Below are 16,765 nucleotides of genomic sequence, written 5' to 3'. Positions count from 1 at the left end.
CTCCTATATTTAATAACATCCGAGCTCTGCTTTATAGAAAAACCATTTTTTCTTCACGCATGCACTTAACATATCAATTCCTGATCCATGTGCTCTTACATGTGGAAAGAAATAGTGCTCTAAGTCTTCGTCCTTACCATATAGAGTTTGATACTCATCTGGAATCGCTTCTTTTTTCACATCTTTTTCTTTCGTCACCCCGTCAGAAAATGCAACACTTGGATGTCCCTCAAAAAATAACGCAGTCCGAACTGCCAAAGATGGTGTACTATGCAAAGCAGAATATGTAAGCAAAATAATAGTGATAACACCGATCATTTTCTTCATGTATTACTCCTTAAAAAAAGTGCTAACACAATTATACTAAAATGTGTTAGCACTTTCTCCCCTTTATCCCGAATTAACGAGCTAATAATCAGTGAGGAATGGACAAACTTTATTCCCCTTTAAATGCTGGTAAACGTTTCTCTAAAAACGCAGCAATTCCTTCCTTATGATCCGCTGTTTGTCTCATTGCATATTGACCACGCTTCTCTAATTGCAATGTTTGCTCTAAATTAGAGCGATTTACTTCACACAAAATTTGCTTCGTTTGAATCATTGCTTTAATCGGTTTTTGTGACCATTCATTAATCTTCTGCTTCACAGCCGTTTGGAAATCTTCGCCGATTACTTCATCAATTAAGCCGATATCAAGCGCTTCTGTCGCTGATAATTTCTTGCCTTCCCAAATAATTTGCTTCGTCATATTTTCACCGACGCGCTTTTGAAGGAAGAAATGACCGCCTCCATCTGGAATTAAAGCGATTCCAATAAAGTTCATTGCAATAACAGATGATATATCCGCCATTACATAATCAGCTGTTAACGCAATACTTAACCCAAGACCTGCAGTTGGTCCATGAATGGCACTAATAACAAGCTTTGGCATCGTATATAATGTCACGACAACTTCAGAAATGGTATTCATAATACCATCAAACTTACTTTCATCATTACTTGAAAGCATCGATTTAATATCCCCACCCGCAGAAAAACCACGACCGTTCCCGCATAACACAACGATATGCGCAGAACTTTCCGCTACTTCTTTCAACTTTTGTAATAACTCTTTTAAGGTCGGCTCATCTAACGCATTTAACACCTCTGGGCGGTTGACCATAACCGTTGCAACGTGCCCTTCATATTTCACAACGACAGATTCTGTTTTACTTGTTATTTCCATTATATATACCCCTCTTTTCTCCATAAAGATTATACTTATATAATTATAGAAAACCACTGAAAAATCCTTCTTTTTTCTCAATTTTCTGTCTAATAATCTCACAATTTGTACATATACCGTATAAAACATACAATTCCGTTGAAAAATATAGAAATTAAAGTCGGTTTATCCATGCTTTTCATCTATTTACCATTACAATGAAATGGTGTATTCTTAAGTTTGATAAAAAACAAATATTGAAATTCATTCGCCTTACTATGTAAAAAAGGCTTTATACCCATCTTTTGGGTGTTGTAATAAAGGAATGAAGAACTGGAGGAACATATGGTTAATAAGTTGAAACAAACGGATAACTACTTCCCACATTTCCTATTGCTATTCATTGTGTTTCAACCAATTTTAGATTTATTAACATCTTTTTCAATCTATATACTACACATGAGCGCAACAGTTGGAGTTGTAGTCCGTTTCGCCTTTATGCTTCTTGCATTAGGATACCTACTTCTTCATCACAAACAACAAGATGCGAAAAAGTACATCTTCTATTTATGTTTACTCGGAATCGCACTCGCAATCGGTCTTGTAAATAATATGATGGTTAAATCTCCAGTTTCATTTGGAGAAGAAGTTAAATTTATCTTAAAGACCGTATATCCAATTGTGCTACTGTTTGGATATATTATCGCCTTTAAAGAGCTAAAAAATAAAGAGTATGTATTTCATAAAATCATTACATATTTCTTATATGCAACTTTAATTTTAAGCATCACAATGATTGTCGCAATGCAAACTGGAACGGATTTCCCAAGCTATCCTCACTCAAAAATCGGTTCAAGAGGTTGGTTCTTCGCTGGAAATGATTTAAGTTCTCTTTTCGCCATTATGTTCCCAATCATTGTCTTATATTCGATTCATAAAACAACTTCTTTCTCGAAAATATATTACTGGATTCCAACAATACTTGCGATGTATGCAAGTATTATGGTCGGAACGAAAGTCGGATATGGCGCAATTGTTATTACATTAGGCGTAGCACTTTTCTTCTCATTCATTGAATATATGATAAATCGTAAAAAAGAAGGAAAAGGATTCACACATATTGTAAATACCGTTGTTGCCGCTGTTATACTAGGAGGTTTAATTGCTCTTACACCACATACTCCTATCGCAAAAAATATGGGCATTCACATGCAAATATACGAATACAAAAAATCAGTACAAGAAGAGAAAGATCGAAAAGAAGGAAAAGTAATTAAAGAAGATCCAGAAGATGCAAAAAAACATGCAAAAGGTGAACTTACAGATTCTGAAGTAAAAAGTTTAATTTACAGCGATCGCGACAAATTCTTAAAAACATACAAACAGTACTATAAAGACGCACCGCTTTCACAAAAACTATTCGGAATGGGTTACGCTGGTAACTACACAGATAAAATTAAATTAATTGAAATGGACTTCCATGACCTATTTTTCGCATTTGGAATTGTCGGTTTCCTTATTTACTTAATACCACTTCTATACTTTGGTATTAAATTATTAATCCGCATGATCACAAACTTTAAGAAAATCATGAGCGTAAAGTATATGCTATTAGCAAGCACACTCATTCTATCACTTGGCATTGGCTTTATGTCTGGCCACGTATTAACAGCGCCAGCCGTTAGCATTTTCTTCGTTGTTATACTCGCTTATATCATTGTTGATTTTGAAATTGAATAAAAAGAAGGTGCTACGAAATATTAGTAGCACCTTCTTTTTTATTTAATTAATGTTTTACGTATTCTAAGCTTTCTTTTGCAATATACGCTTCTGTTACAGTAGGATTATCTGAAATAACTTTAACCCACGCTTTTCCATTTATTATTTCTTCACCAGTAACTGTGACAACTACATTTGTATTTAAACGATACAGTCGCTCATTTGATATACTAGGATTCTTTTTCACTTCCACGTTATTCATCACACGTGCAAGTTTGTACTTGTTGTATTCTTTTTTACCTAAATAAGAATCAAAACGGTTCATATGCCCCGCTACTTTTTTACCCCAGTTCGCATCAGATGCATATTTCGCATTTAAACCAGCAGCTTTATCACCTGTATATGTTGCTGTATAACGCCAATGTCCTGGATTTAAATATCCTTCATTCATGTATAATTTTGCTGCATGTTCAATACAATCTTCTTTTGAATTGAATGCTTCTCCGTTACCATATGGACTATCGTCTGTTGCTTTTAAACCAAATAAATTATTTTTGTCTTTTGCAAGAGCGCTTGTTCCATAATAACTTTCATGAATTGCTAATGAATATAAGAATAATGCATTTACATTATACTTGCTTTCTACTTCTTTAAATTTCTTTCCTAAACCAATTAATGGAGAGTCTGGCTTAATCGATTTCACATAACTATCTAGTTGTTCAGCTGTATAATCTGTTTTCGAACGTAATGATAAATAATTGAAATATTGATAGAAAGTTTCGTCTCCAAATGTCTTTCCATCTACACTATACATTTGCTGTCCTTGCTTCATGAAAGAAGGTGCCACACCATATCTAAATTCTGTATATCCAGGTGAACTTGTATTATATGTATAATATTTATGGTATAAATATCCATCTGATTTCACATAATAAGACGACTGTTTCATTTCATTGGTAGGAATTAAAGTGATTTCATTCTTCTTCACATAACCTGTCAAACCAGAAAGTTGAACTTTCACACGATCTTCGCCAACTTCTAACACTTTCAATTCTGTTCCATACTGAATATACGTATATACTGTTGCTAAATTCTCATCATAAATATTAATGATGTTTTGCCCAGTTATTCTTTTCGCACTTGCAAAACCATCTTTAATCCATAAAAATTCGTTCTCGTATTTTACCGCATTCATACCTTTATTTTGAGCAGCGGTAACCGCTTCTTTATACGTATTATAGCGCTCTACTTCTTGCTCTGTTCCGTTTTCTCTTACATTTGTCACGACATATTTCTTAGTTTCTACAGGATTGCTATTTCCGTTTTTTTCAATCGTCTGAAGCATGCGATCCAACATAGCTGAAGCCATCCCTCTTGTAGCTGATAAATGTGGTCTAAATGTATTATCTTCTGGATACCCTTTAATAATTTGAGTAGCCACCATAACTTGCACATGCTCTTTATAGTTAATACTATCTTTATCAGTAAAGGTAAGCGGACTTACAGCTACTTTAATATTTTTATAGTCTAACGCTCGCTTTACCATGATCGACATTTCTTCACGTGTAATCACATCATTTGGTGAGAACGTCTCGTTCGTACGACCATTAATAATTTTCGCTCCATATGCTCTACTTACACCATCATATAAACCGTAAGTCTTCGGCACATCCTCGAAATTCGAATCAGCTTTCGGTAAATTTAAAGCCCTCGCTATGAATGTAGCAAACTCTGCTCTTGTTACTAATTTATCAGGCGCATATACATTGTCTCCATACCCCATTAAAACTCCTTTAGTAATAAGTGAGCGCATATTCGTCTCAAACATATGTCCTGTAATATCATCATTTGCCGCATAACTTGAAATAGGAGTTAAAAGTAATGATCCCGTTAATGCCACTGCTGTTATACCTTTTGAAAAAGTCTTCAAGGTTATCCTCCTCGTAATCTACGAATTTATTATCACAAATTTGATTATATAATAATCACAATCATTTTAGCATAATAAATAGGAATTAAAATAAAACGTTTTTTAATTTGAATTTTCATTACATTCAAAACAAAATAAAAGACACTTTACTTTTTTAATAAAGTGCCTTTTTCCATATGATCAATGAGTTTCTTTGTTGCCTGTTTGCCTTGCAACCGAAGCTCATCTATTGTCAATTGTAACTCTTGCTGCACAGTTCCTTGTTGCATTAATTGCTTTTTCGCAATTTCATATAAATATTCAGCACTCCATTCGCCATCCACACTTCCTATAACTGGCTGATTCACTTGACTTAAAAACGAATCAATTTTCGGATCGTATGAAATCCCGACCATTGGAGTTTTGGCTACAGCAGAAAAAACTAGTGCATGAAGACGCATACCAATTAGTAATGAACATTGTGATAAAATGAATATTTTCTCGTCGATATCCATTTTATATGGAAGCATATACGTCTCTTCTCCCATTAAGTCTACTACTTCACGTGAAGCTTTTTGATCAAATGGCTCATGCATTGGAACAAATAGAATTTGGTATCCTTCTTGCTTTAATTTTTTTAATGCCGCAGCTAATTTTTTTATATAATCTTCTTTTGCATTCCAATAACGCACACTAACCGCAATTACTTTTCCATGTATCGAATGCTTTTGCAACCAATCCGATTGTTTTGTCCGTTTCCATGTTAAAACAGGGTCTGGAACAATTTCAATATCGTTTTTTATGCCAAGTTCTTTTAAATATAAAAACGAATCCTCATCTCGAACTGATACATAGGAAGCTTTTGCCAAGTTCCATTTTACTAATAGACGATTATATCCTTTTGTAATTGGACCTATTCCTTGTGAATAAATATAATACGGCTTTTTTAATAATCGAGCGAGTCCCATAATACCCGTATAATATAGAATACTCTTCGTACTTGTCTGATCTTGAAGAAGGCTCCCGCCACCGCTAATAACTCCATCACTGTTTTTGATTGCATGATAAACAGCTTTTATATCCCAGCGATCTACCGATTCTACACCATACATTTCCTTTGTATATTTAGAATCATTTGATAGTACTACTAGTTCTATATCCGGGTTCTCTTTACTTAACGATTCAATAATTGATTGTAGAATCGCCTCGTCTCCAACATTATAAAAACCATAATATCCTGATAAGACTAAACGCACCCTAAATCTCCTCCAAAACTAGGTAACCGTTTATTTCATCTAACATAAACTAGTACCCATTCCTTACCTAAACACTTGATACCCTACATAGTTTCCTCTTTATCAGTTCATATGAATTATAATAAAAAATTAAATTTCTATATTTATCTTTTCAAAAATGGTATTTTGTTTATTGATATCCATTTTAATTTCAAAGCACATACACCATACAAAATGGTTGTAATACTTAATGCTATACCACTGAATAATAACGTCATAATTCTTGAAGATGTAATATTTATCACATTACATAATTCATACAATCCTAGTCCCAAAATACATGCTATTGCTAGCACACCAAAAAAGCTTTTTAAATGAATAGAATAGGCAATATAGCTTCGAATATACAAATGATTTACAATACAAATCAATACGTAAGTAATTAATGTACTATACGCCGCTCCATCTATGCCAAACTTCTGCACGAACATTATGTTTAACACGACTTTCACACAACTCGCACCAATAACAATCCATGCAGCTTGTGCAGAACGGTTAATGCCCTGTAAAACACCTATTGATAATACCACAACCGCAGTAAAATACGAACTGCCAATCATCACTGTTAACATACTACTGCCTTTTACGTCTGTGAACAATCCGACATTTAACGGTACTGTTAATGCCATCAACCATATTGTTAACGGTGCTGTCAAAACATGCGCTAGTCGATTTGTATTTTGAATTGTTATTTTCGCCAAATTTATATCTCTTTTGGCCAATGCGGAAGTTAAGAGTGGTATTAACGGAAATACAATTGCGCTTGCAAAAATAACAATTATTTGCGTGAATGCAAAACCGCGACTGTATATTCCAAATTGTTCTTGAATTTCTGTTGATGATCCTTGTAATACATGCGGTATTGTAAGCGAGTCTACTAAATTTAAAAGTGGCATTGATAAAGCTCCAATAGCGATTGGGATCGATACCCGCAATATCTTTTTGCCGTTTTCTCTTAAATCTCGGAGCGAATAGGAATTGCTTTTATTGTAGTATGGACTTCTATTATATTTTATACGCAAATATATAAGCGAACTAATGACTCCAAGAAAAGAGCCGACCATCGCACCACTAGTAATAACAGTATTACTCTTATCCCATGATACTAGTATGTAAGCAATTATTAACATAAAAAACACACGTACAAATTGCTCAATGACCTGTGATACCCCTGTTGGTTTCATATCACCGAAACCTTGAAAATACCCTCTATACACCGCCATGTATGGCGCAATGAGTAACGCTAATGAAGTAATAAGCAACGGCATTCTAGTTTCTTGTCCACCAAGCATATTTGCAATTTCAATAGAAAATAATACAATGACTAAACAGCCGAAAACGCCAAATGCTATCCCAATAATTGACGCTGATTTAAATAATTTCGCAATTTCCTTTTGCTTATTTTTTTCGTTCAACTCTGCAATTAGTTTCGAAATTGCAAGTGGAACTCCGGCTACCGATAATGTAAGAGCAATCATATATACAGGAAAAACAAGGCGGAAAATACCGAGCACTTCATCTCCTGCAATATTTTGTAATGGAATTTGAAAAAAACTACCCAGCAATTTCGACAAAAAAGTTGTAATGGTTAAAATTGCTGCTCCTTTTACAAATGTTTTATTCATATTTTTTCTCTTTTCTTTTATACATATACTCTCAAACATATTGTTTTAAACGATAGGAATTCACTTTATCCCATTGGTTATCATAACAAATTTATTATAGGTTGAATACTTGGTTTTTTTTTCAAAATAGAAAAGAGAACCCATTTAAGCCTGTCTCTTCACAATATTTTTTCTAATTCCTTCCATTATATATGTACACACTATAACCGTTTCTGTTACGCAAAAAGAGCCCTTCCTCTCTATCACTGCGATACATATTACTAAAAACATTATAAAAATATCCCACAACTCTACATTATAATTTATGTAAGATTGTGAGATATTCTAATTACCATCTAAACACTTAAAATTTTCAATTGCTCTTTCTGTTCATCGCTTGCCATTACTGCGATTGTTTTTTCAATACTCGGATGTACTTGCTCAAGCTTTACACTTGCTCCTACTTTATTTGATTGCTCAACAAAATTTAATAATGCCATAGCTCCTGATACATCCATATAACGCACATCTTTCATACGTAAAACAACCGGTGACTTCACATCTTGTAAAGTAGAGAAAATACGATCTACTGATAGGAAAGAGAGCGGTCCTTGAATTGTGTACGTTTCTTCTTTTTCTTTTACGATAGAAGTTTTGCGTTCTTTACATTTCACCATATATATGATGAACGAAAGAATAATACCGAATGCAACAGCAATCATTAAATCGAACTTCACCGTTACAATCATCGTTACGAGCATAACAACGACATCACCTTTAGGAGCGACATGCATCTTTTTCATGCTTCCCCAATCGAACATTCCAATACCAGTTAAAATTAAAATACCTGATAATACAGCAAGTGGAATATATTGTACGACCGAACCAAGACCCATAATAAAAATAAATAAGATAACACTATGCATACATGCCGAAAGTGCCGTTTTACCGCCACTTCTTATATTCACGATAGACCTTACAGTCGCACCTGCACCTGCTAATCCGCCAAACAATCCGCTCATCATATTACCGATACCTTGTCCGACCAGTTCTTTATTACTTTTATGACGTGTACCTGTCACATTGTCCATTACAACCGATGTTAACAACGAGTCAATCGATCCTAATAAAGCAATACTAAGCGCTGGCAAAATAAGTGCTGCTATTCCTGTTCCACTTAAAGATGGAATATGAAGCGTAGGCATCGCTTCTGGAATGGTTCCAATCTTTTCAATTACTTTATTTAGTGAAAGATTTCCGATAATCGGTAACTTTACTGTAAGTCCTTCGAGTAAGGAAGAAAATAAAGGAAGCAAAGCTGTCACACCGACTAGTGCTACTAAACTAGACGGAATCGCCTTAATCCATTTACCAGAAACAATCATTACAATAATCGTTAACACAACAAGTAAAAAACTATTTTGTACGTGCTTTATTTCGCCTAAAATAATGATTAATGCAATACCATTCATAAATCCCGAAACGACAGGATACGGAATATATCGAACGTAAGAACCGAGCTTACATACACCGAATAAAATTTGAAATAACCCTGCCATCATAAAGGCAATAAAACTTGCCTCTAACCCGTGCGTCGCAATAACTCCTGTTGCAATAACGGTAATTGGTCCAGTTGGTCCTGTTACTTGCCCAGGTGTCCCGCCAAATAACGCTGCGAATAAACCTGCAAAAATCGCACCATACAATCCAACAAGCGCTCCCTCAGACGTTCCTGTCGCGGCAATACCAAATGCAATCGCAAGTGGTAACGCAACAATCGCAACAGTAAATCCTGCTAAACATTCCTTTGCTATTTTTTGAAACATAAAAAAACCACCTTTGTATAAAGTCCATGTTCCATTGTACACCTAAAAAGATACATTCGTTAGCTCACTTTTTACATTCTCGTGACGTAAACGTATTCAACGAAAAGTTTTCCCCTTATCTTTGGAAACAATTGCAACTATGCTATAATGAACAAATTAAATCTTTTACTATATACTTGGAGGCACTATGCTAACTTTTGAAGAAAAATTATCGATTATTGAATCTTTCCCAGAACTAGAAAGAAAGAACGTATCATTAAAACGTGTAAACTTCCACTTTGAAGAAAGTCGTTTAGATAAAAAGAACGTTGTATTTCATTTACACCCAAATGGAAATGGATTTGTATATGCAAGCGGTATTAAAGGTTATAAAACAGATGATAAAGGCATGGTTAACATCCGTGAGTTTTCAGCAGAGGAGTTACGTTCAGTAATTGAGAAATCAATTGACCTTCTATCACAAGAAGAAGTAGTAGCACCTGTAGAACCTGCGAAAGAAGAAGAATGGCAGAACGAAGATGGTCATATTCTTACTCTTATTTCAGAGGATGACATGTGGAACGTGTACGCTGGTGTAAACTTAGACGGTACATTCAACTCTTATCCAGAAGCTGCGGAATACCTTGATGAAGAAGGCTTTTCACGCAAATAAAAATAGAAACCTATTTTATTCAACGACTTTTATAGTAATCAAAGAAGACACTTAAGGTGTCTTTTTTTGTTATATAAACTCCTTTCTCACACTATCTCTATTAATTTTCATAAAATGATTCAGAGGAGGTTTATATGAATACAACTGCTAAATTAATAACTTGGAAAGAACATGGCGATATGATTATTCTAGAATGTGAATTAAATGGAAAACGCTTCGAGATATCAACATATAAACAACGAATATATAATGCACACCTTTTATCAGCTGACGTTTATATTCGTTTAGACTCATCTGATAATATAATTGGAATAAATATTTATAAAAAGTAAGAAAAGCCCCCTATTCGTAGGCGGGCTTCATCTTTATTACACAATATTAGAGTATACTCTCTTTTTTTTCATACAGTTTATGTAATTATACATATTCATCAAAAAATACACTAAATGAATATTACATGTAGTAAAATATAACTTGTGGGCACGTTCTATAAAGCAGATTCTTTTAAAAGGCGTAACATATCAATTATTATAGGGGATGTGGCGTCACTTCGATATTGATCTCAAATCTCTTGTCTTTTGTGAACTAACAATCTAGTGTATATAGACGATTCTGCTTTATAGTGTGTGTTTACACTCATAACAAAGGGGTAATGGTAATACGGATAGATTCCGATTCGTATGAAATGAAATGGTTCAAGTCGGAGAGAGGCACCTTAGGGTGTCTTTTCTTTTTGTGCATTACATCCCTTTTGTTTTTCCACCTTATTTCAAATGCGCTAATTAACCTTCACCAAGAAGAAATGAGAATTAACAAAGATATTGTTTCTTCTGTTTAATACAGAAAAATGCAGGATACCCCATAGATATGGGGCATCCTGCATTTTCTATTTTTTCGCACCTTTCAACGACTCCCTCAGTACAAACTTCTGCAACTTCCCGCTCGCATTACGAGGGAGTTCATCTACAAATAAATAATGACGCGGACGTTTATAATCTGCTAGTTCATCACTTTCTTTGCAATACGTTTCTAAATCAGCTTCAGTTATTGTTTCATCTTTCTTCACAATAACTGCCACAACACGCTCTCCCCATAATTCATCTGGCTCACCAAGTACCGCCACATCTAATATACCTGGATGACTATGAAGGAAATCTTCAATTTCACGAGGATAAATATTTACGCCACCGCTAATTACCATATCATCAACGCGATCAGCAACGAATAAATAACCGTCTTTATCAAAATAGCCTAGATCACCAGAATGATACCATCCTTTATACATCGATTTTTTATTCGCTTCTTCACGATTATGATAGCCAGCCATCATAGTTGGGCCGCGTAAAATAATTTCTCCCACTTCATAAGGAGGTAATACATCATCTGGTTCTGCCGGTGCATCCTCGTTCGGTTTCACAATACGAACTTCATGGCTAAAACATGGCGTGCCTGCTGAACCAGCTTTCGTAATTTGATCCTCCTCTACGAGAAACGCAACAACTGGCCCCATTTCTGTCATTCCGTATATTTGAACAAGATCAATATAAAGACGTTCTTTACATTCCTTCACTAACGCCGGTGCCATTGCTGCTCCGCCATATATACCGATTTTCATTGACGTTAAATCATACTGAGCTAAATCTTTTTGCAACAACATATTCCACATCGTCGGCGCTGCAAAGAACGTCGTAATCTTTTCTTCTTGAATCGTATGTAATACTGTTTCTGTATCAAAATGATGCAAAATAACATTCTTTCCGCCAACTTGAATGCGTGGTATGATTCCGGCATTTAATTCACCACAGTGATATAAAGGCGCAACAACAAGCCCAACACTATCTCTATTATATTTAAGGAAATACGTACAAATCATACTATGCTCAGTCATTTCGCGATGACGATGTAATACGCCTTTCGGATGCCCAGTCGTACCGCTCGTATAAAGCATTGAACAATAATCCATTTCATCAATTTCGATATTTACTTTCTCAGAAGATGCTTCATTCACTTTTTCATGGTAGGAACTTGCATAGGAAGGTTTATCGTTTTCTATAGACCAAAAAGATGTATTTGGAAAATCTCTTTCAATTATAGCAACAGTTGACTCAACTGCTTTTTCAAAGACAACGACTTTCGAGGATGCGTCCTGAAGAATATAAGATACTTCTTTCGCCTTTAAGCGGAAGTTAATCGGGTTAAAAATCGCTCCAATTTTCGCACAGGCTAAGTAAACGTTTACAAATTCATGGCAATTATATAAGTAAACAGATACCGTATCTCCCTTTCTTACCCCTTCTTCTAATAGAGCGTGTGCCGTTTTATTTATTTGTTCATCCCACTGTTTATACGTCCAGCGAATATTTTTTTCAGGTTCCACTAACGCCTCTTTATTTGGATACTTACCAACTGATAAATCAAAAATTCTCCCTATCGTCATATACATGCCAACAATTTCCCCCTTTTCTCTTTCATAAATCTATCATTTCGTCCATAAGTAGACATTGTCCTCTAATGATTTGACTAATTTTTCTGATTATTATCGACATAGTTTTACATACGGTACCGCTAGACGCTAAATGAAATTATATCGGCGGTTTTCCAGATATATCGACCGTAACTTGAAATATATCAGCGATTTTCAAAATATATCAACCACAACTCAATTTATATCAGCGATTTTTCGAATATATCAACTTACCGACAAAAACTGACAAGATATAATCGGACCGCCCGTTACTGCAGGATAAAAAAGAGGTTGTTCCCACTCGGAACAACCTCCTTCTTCTTATGCAAATAGCTCTTCTAAAATTTTCAGTTTATCTTCTGTATATTTCACAAAGCCATCATTATATGATTTTGGATCTTTCGGATTCGCAAAGTGCGTAATTGCTCCCGTCTTCGGGTGAACAAATTTACTTGATGCACCACAACCAAGTCCGATAATTGATTGTACTTCTTCCATAATGACAATGTTGTAAATACTTTCTTGCGTCGGCATTGCATAACCAACATTCTCTAAGTTACCTAAAATATTCTTTTGACGATATAGGTAATATGGTACGTAATTATGCTTTTGCGTCCACTCTTCTGCTTCGTGCATCATCGCTGTAATTTCTTCGCGACCTGCTACTTTATATTTACGTTTGTTTTGCGTCATTTCAGAAGCACGTTTAAATGATAACGTATGAACTGTTAATGATTCTGGCATTAACTTTTCTGTTTCATCTAACGTATGCTTGAAGATATCTAACCCTTCACCAGGAAGACCAATAATTAAGTCCATATTAATATTGTTCATTCCCATTTCACGAGCTAAATGGTATTTCTCAATTGTTTCTTCTACAGTATGATGACGTCCAATTGCTTTTAGTGTCTCTTGATGGTATGACTGTGGATTAATACTAATACGGTCAATGTTCCATTTATTTAACACTTCTAGCTTTGCTGGAGTAATCGTATCTGGGCGACCTGCCTCAACTGTTACTTCACGCACATTTTTCACATCTGGGAACGCTTCATACATTTCTTCATACAGCATATCCATCTCTTCTGCTGTAATACTTGTAGGTGTACCGCCGCCGTAATAAATCGTCGTAACTTTTACACCTTTTTCTTTTAAAAACTTACCAATTTCACGAACTTCATAATGTAAACCACCTAAGAACGAATCAACAGATCCTTGGCGTCCATTAATTGCATAAGCCGGGAATGTACAGTATGCACATTTCGTTGGGCAGAACGGAATACCGATATAAATACTTACTTCTTCTTTCAAACGGTATAAATCCGGAACAACTGCTAATTGGCAATCAACAATGCGCTGAAGAAGTTCAATTTTCTCTTCATGAATTAAATAACTTTCACGAAGTTCTTGATGCGCTTCTTCTTTTGACATACCATTTTGAAGCATTTTGTGAAGAAGTTTCGTCGGACGTACTCCCGTTAAAATACCCCAGCTTTGTTCAATACCAGTTAACTGCTGAAGAACAGAAAGATATACATAAGAAACAACGTGTTTCACTTGCTTCATACGCTCTTTTTCATCTGTGAAAGCAGATAAATCTTTCGAGAATGTTTCTTCATACACATTTCCTGTGCTAACATCCGTTAATTGAGCGGATGCTTTCACATTATCCTCAATGTGTATATCAACAATCAGATTTGCTTCCTCTTGTTCAAATCCAATCGTACTATCTTCAAAAAATAAGCCGCCAATATTTTGTAGCGGACGTAAAAAACGATCATCTTGTAACGTTTTAATTGAAATTAACAACATTATCACCTTTTCATTTGCAAACTCTCTTTAGTTTACTTGAAGGGCGTTTACAGGTCAATACAGAAGGTTTTACCTGTTTCTCTTACATTTTTTCAAATAATTCTTTTTATGAATATTGCTCATGTATATAGACATCATGATTTTCTCTTGTTAAAATTTATTAGTGTTAAAATCGATACATAGTGAAAATACAATATAAAAAGGAGGACTGTTAACACTAGATTCCACAATCTAATGTGTTAAAAACAAATATGAAAAAGAAATTTTATAGTGTTTTAACTCTCTCTCTTGCATTACAAACTGTTCTTGCACCTACTTATTCATTTGCAGAGAGTGCTGAAAAATCCGCCGAAGTATATACGGAGGATCAAGTTTTTAAAAGTATTAAAGAACATGTTAATGAGCATAGTACTCATGAAGAAGATATCGAGGTTACTGGCCAATTCCTACTATACACTTCAAAAAAACATTCATTATATACCGCGAATGATTTAAAAAACAAATCGAATATCGAGATTACAGAACAAGTCGTAACGGCGACAAAGAAAAAAGGAAATGCTTATTACATAACCACGTCAACTGGCGCTGGATGGATAGATAACAATGATAATAGCTTAGAAGTTCAAGAGATTCATAAACTATCTAACCAAAAATTAATCGTAAAAGAAGAAGCTTCCATACATGCACTTCCGTTCCAATCGTTTAAAGAAGAAGGAAAACTAGAGCCACAAGTCATAACTCCTACTGAACAAGCTGGAAATTGGTTTAAAGTCCAAATAAATGAAACAGCAAAATGGATTTATGCACCTTCTGCTACATTTGAAGGTACAAAAGCTTCATTATTAAAAAACAGTCGTACTGCTAAAAATAGTTTATTGAGATCGCCAGAAGCTCTACAAACAAACAATATTTATGGCGTTACATTTAAAGAAATGATTGTCCCAAAAGGAAATGACGATATTCGCCCTGGCTACCCGATGGTGCCTAAATATATTACGATTCACGAAACGGCTAATACAGCGAAAGGTGCTAATGCTCTGAATCATGCAAAATTCTTAGATAATCAAGCACGCGGAACAGCTGATCGCGCTGCATCTTGGCATTTCACAGTAGATGATAAAGAAATTTATCAACATCTTCCAGTAAATGAAGTTGGATGGCATGCTGGAAATAAAACTGGAAACTATGAATCTATCGGAATTGAAATTGCCGTTAATCAAGATGGAAACTATGAAAAAGCGGTAGAAAATGCGCGTAAATTGGCAGCTTATTTAATGAACGACTTAAATATTTCTCTAGATAAGGTCCAAAAACACCAATTTTGGTCAGGAAAAAACTGCCCTGCGTTTATGATTCAACGCGGACAATGGGATGCTTTCTTAAAAGGAACTGAAACATACTATAAGGAAAACCAAAAAAATCCCGTAACTGATGACATTACAGGTGGATGGTATGAACAAGACATTCGTCAATTAGCAGCTAGAGGCATTATGCAAGGAGAAGGGAACGGCAAGTACTTCCCAGAACGTCTTGTAACGCGTGCTGAATTTGCTACATTAATTACTCGTGCTTTACAATTACCAAGTGGAAATGCTAATTTCACAGACTTAGAACAAGTACACCCATCTTTAAGAGACGGTATTAATCGTGCAGCAAGCGCAGGCATAATCCGCGGACGTGGTGATAATACATTTGATCCAAATACTACAATTACACGCGAAGAAGCTGTTATTATGATCGATCGTTCTCTAAAACACGCTGGTATTTTTGCAAAACAAGTTGAACTACCATTCGTAGACCAAAACTTAATTTACGCTAAAGAAGAAGTACAAAGAGTGTATGGATATGGAATTGTAAAAGGTAATGAATTTAATCAATTCGTACCAAAAGGACCATCACAACGTGCTCACGCAGCTGCATTTATAAACAGAATGCTTAGCGTAATTGAAGCTTAACATATTTATCATTCCATATAGATATTTTCATTTTATCTGTATTCACTTAAAAGGCATCAGAGATTATATATCTCTGATGCCTTTTATACATCCGTTAACTATTTTTAGCCATGAATCTTAAACGTATTCCTAGTAACAGAAGCATAAAACCGATGAATGGAACGTAATTCGTATTGTGTCCTGTAGCTGGAAGTTGTTGATTATTAGAAGAACCTTGTCCTTTTTCTGGTAAATTAGGTTTTTCTACTCCCTCACCTGGCTTCTCTGTTCCTTCACCTGGTTTTTCTGTTCCCTCACCTGGCTTCTCTGTTCCTTCACCTGGTTT

The 16,765-nt window shown here is 35.0% G+C and carries 13 protein-coding genes; 4 read left to right on the top strand and 9 right to left on the bottom strand.

The window, feature by feature from the left end:
- Nucleotides 1-9: 9 nt before the first annotated feature.
- Nucleotides 10-327, bottom strand: coding sequence for a hypothetical protein (locus DN401_RS15565; protein WP_000738198.1), 318 nt, complete (start codon nt 325-327; stop codon nt 10-12).
- A 109-nt stretch (nt 328-436) separates the two neighbouring features.
- The gene (locus tag DN401_RS15560; protein WP_001999174.1) at nt 437-1,249 is read right to left on the bottom strand and encodes an enoyl-CoA hydratase; all 813 of its coding nucleotides are present in this window, start codon (nt 1,247-1,249) and stop codon (nt 437-439) included.
- 300 nt (nt 1,250-1,549) lie between these two features.
- Here DN401_RS15560 and DN401_RS15555 point away from each other — a divergent pair, with 300 nt between their 5' ends.
- The gene (locus DN401_RS15555) at nt 1,550-2,944 is read left to right on the top strand and encodes an O-antigen ligase family protein (protein ID WP_149287839.1); all 1,395 of its coding nucleotides are present in this window, start codon (nt 1,550-1,552) and stop codon (nt 2,942-2,944) included.
- A gap of 46 nt (nt 2,945-2,990) precedes the next feature.
- On the opposite strand, the gene DN401_RS15550 is transcribed toward DN401_RS15555, so the two are convergent.
- The 4 genes from DN401_RS15550 to DN401_RS15535 form a co-directional block, all read right to left on the bottom strand.
- Nucleotides 2,991-4,853, bottom strand: a complete 1,863-nt coding sequence (locus tag DN401_RS15550) for an S-layer homology domain-containing protein (RefSeq protein ID WP_000847503.1) — start codon at nt 4,851-4,853, stop codon at nt 2,991-2,993.
- Nucleotides 4,854-4,999: 146 nt separating this feature from the next.
- On the bottom strand, nt 5,000-6,088 hold the full coding sequence (gene csaB, locus DN401_RS15545; RefSeq protein ID WP_016121968.1) for a polysaccharide pyruvyl transferase CsaB: 1,089 nt from the start codon (nt 6,086-6,088) through the stop codon (nt 5,000-5,002).
- A gap of 143 nt (nt 6,089-6,231) precedes the next feature.
- On the bottom strand, nt 6,232-7,752 hold the full coding sequence (locus DN401_RS15540; protein WP_149287838.1) for a putative polysaccharide biosynthesis protein: 1,521 nt from the start codon (nt 7,750-7,752) through the stop codon (nt 6,232-6,234).
- Nucleotides 7,753-8,087: 335 nt separating this feature from the next.
- Nucleotides 8,088-9,557: a SulP family inorganic anion transporter gene (locus tag DN401_RS15535; RefSeq protein ID WP_000486654.1), complete on the bottom strand. Its 1,470-nt coding sequence runs from the start codon at nt 9,555-9,557 to the stop codon at nt 8,088-8,090.
- Between the two features lie 187 nt (nt 9,558-9,744).
- On the opposite strand from DN401_RS15535, the gene DN401_RS15530 reads away from it, so the two are divergent.
- Nucleotides 9,745-10,209 carry a hypothetical protein gene (locus DN401_RS15530; protein WP_000954998.1) on the top strand — a complete coding sequence of 155 codons (465 nt, stop codon included), beginning with the start codon at nt 9,745-9,747 and terminating at the stop codon, nt 10,207-10,209.
- 134 nt (nt 10,210-10,343) lie between these two features.
- Entirely contained in the window at nt 10,344-10,541 is a 198-nt protein-coding gene (locus DN401_RS15525; protein WP_001098262.1) for a hypothetical protein, read from the top strand.
- Nucleotides 10,542-11,095: 554 nt separating this feature from the next.
- Here DN401_RS15525 and DN401_RS15520 read toward each other — a convergent pair.
- On the bottom strand, nt 11,096-12,652 hold the full coding sequence (locus DN401_RS15520; RefSeq protein WP_000281993.1) for a fatty acid--CoA ligase: 1,557 nt from the start codon (nt 12,650-12,652) through the stop codon (nt 11,096-11,098).
- 342 nt (nt 12,653-12,994) lie between these two features.
- Nucleotides 12,995-14,485: a coproporphyrinogen III oxidase gene (locus DN401_RS15515; protein ID WP_002164625.1), complete on the bottom strand. Its 1,491-nt coding sequence runs from the start codon at nt 14,483-14,485 to the stop codon at nt 12,995-12,997.
- Between the two features lie 251 nt (nt 14,486-14,736).
- On the opposite strand from DN401_RS15515, the gene DN401_RS15510 reads away from it, so the two are divergent.
- On the top strand, nt 14,737-16,440 hold the full coding sequence (locus DN401_RS15510; RefSeq protein WP_044307491.1) for an S-layer homology domain-containing protein: 1,704 nt from the start codon (nt 14,737-14,739) through the stop codon (nt 16,438-16,440).
- Between the two features lie 94 nt (nt 16,441-16,534).
- On the opposite strand, the gene DN401_RS15505 is transcribed toward DN401_RS15510, so the two are convergent.
- Nucleotides 16,535-16,765 (bottom strand): LPXTG cell wall anchor domain-containing protein (locus DN401_RS15505; protein WP_140421727.1); only part of this gene is annotated, 231 nt, incomplete at its 5' end.

It is taken from the genome of Bacillus sp. BF2-3, assembly GCF_008368795.1.
Classification (GTDB): domain Bacteria; phylum Bacillota; class Bacilli; order Bacillales; family Bacillaceae_G; genus Bacillus_A; species Bacillus_A cereus.
Note: the sequence above shows the minus strand (reverse complement) of the source record. Positions and strands in the feature narration are given on the sequence as shown.

Coding starts and splice junctions, on each gene's coding strand:
- DN401_RS15565 (WP_000738198.1), bottom strand. CDS start 327: ATGAAGAAAATGATCGGTGTTATCACTATTATTTTGCTTACATATTCT.
- DN401_RS15560 (WP_001999174.1), bottom strand. CDS start 1,249: ATGGAGAAAAGAGGGGTATATATAATGGAAATAACAAGTAAAACAGAA.
- DN401_RS15555 (WP_149287839.1), top strand. CDS start 1,550: ATGGTTAATAAGTTGAAACAAACGGATAACTACTTCCCACATTTCCTA.
- DN401_RS15540 (WP_149287838.1), bottom strand. CDS start 7,752: ATGAATAAAACATTTGTAAAAGGAGCAGCAATTTTAACCATTACAACT.
- DN401_RS15535 (WP_000486654.1), bottom strand. CDS start 9,557: ATGTTTCAAAAAATAGCAAAGGAATGTTTAGCAGGATTTACTGTTGCG.
- DN401_RS15530 (WP_000954998.1), top strand. CDS start 9,745: ATGCTAACTTTTGAAGAAAAATTATCGATTATTGAATCTTTCCCAGAA.
- DN401_RS15525 (WP_001098262.1), top strand. CDS start 10,344: ATGAATACAACTGCTAAATTAATAACTTGGAAAGAACATGGCGATATG.
- DN401_RS15520 (WP_000281993.1), bottom strand. CDS start 12,652: ATGTATATGACGATAGGGAGAATTTTTGATTTATCAGTTGGTAAGTAT.
- DN401_RS15515 (WP_002164625.1), bottom strand. CDS start 14,485: ATGTTGTTAATTTCAATTAAAACGTTACAAGATGATCGTTTTTTACGT.
- DN401_RS15510 (WP_044307491.1), top strand. CDS start 14,737: ATGAAAAAGAAATTTTATAGTGTTTTAACTCTCTCTCTTGCATTACAA.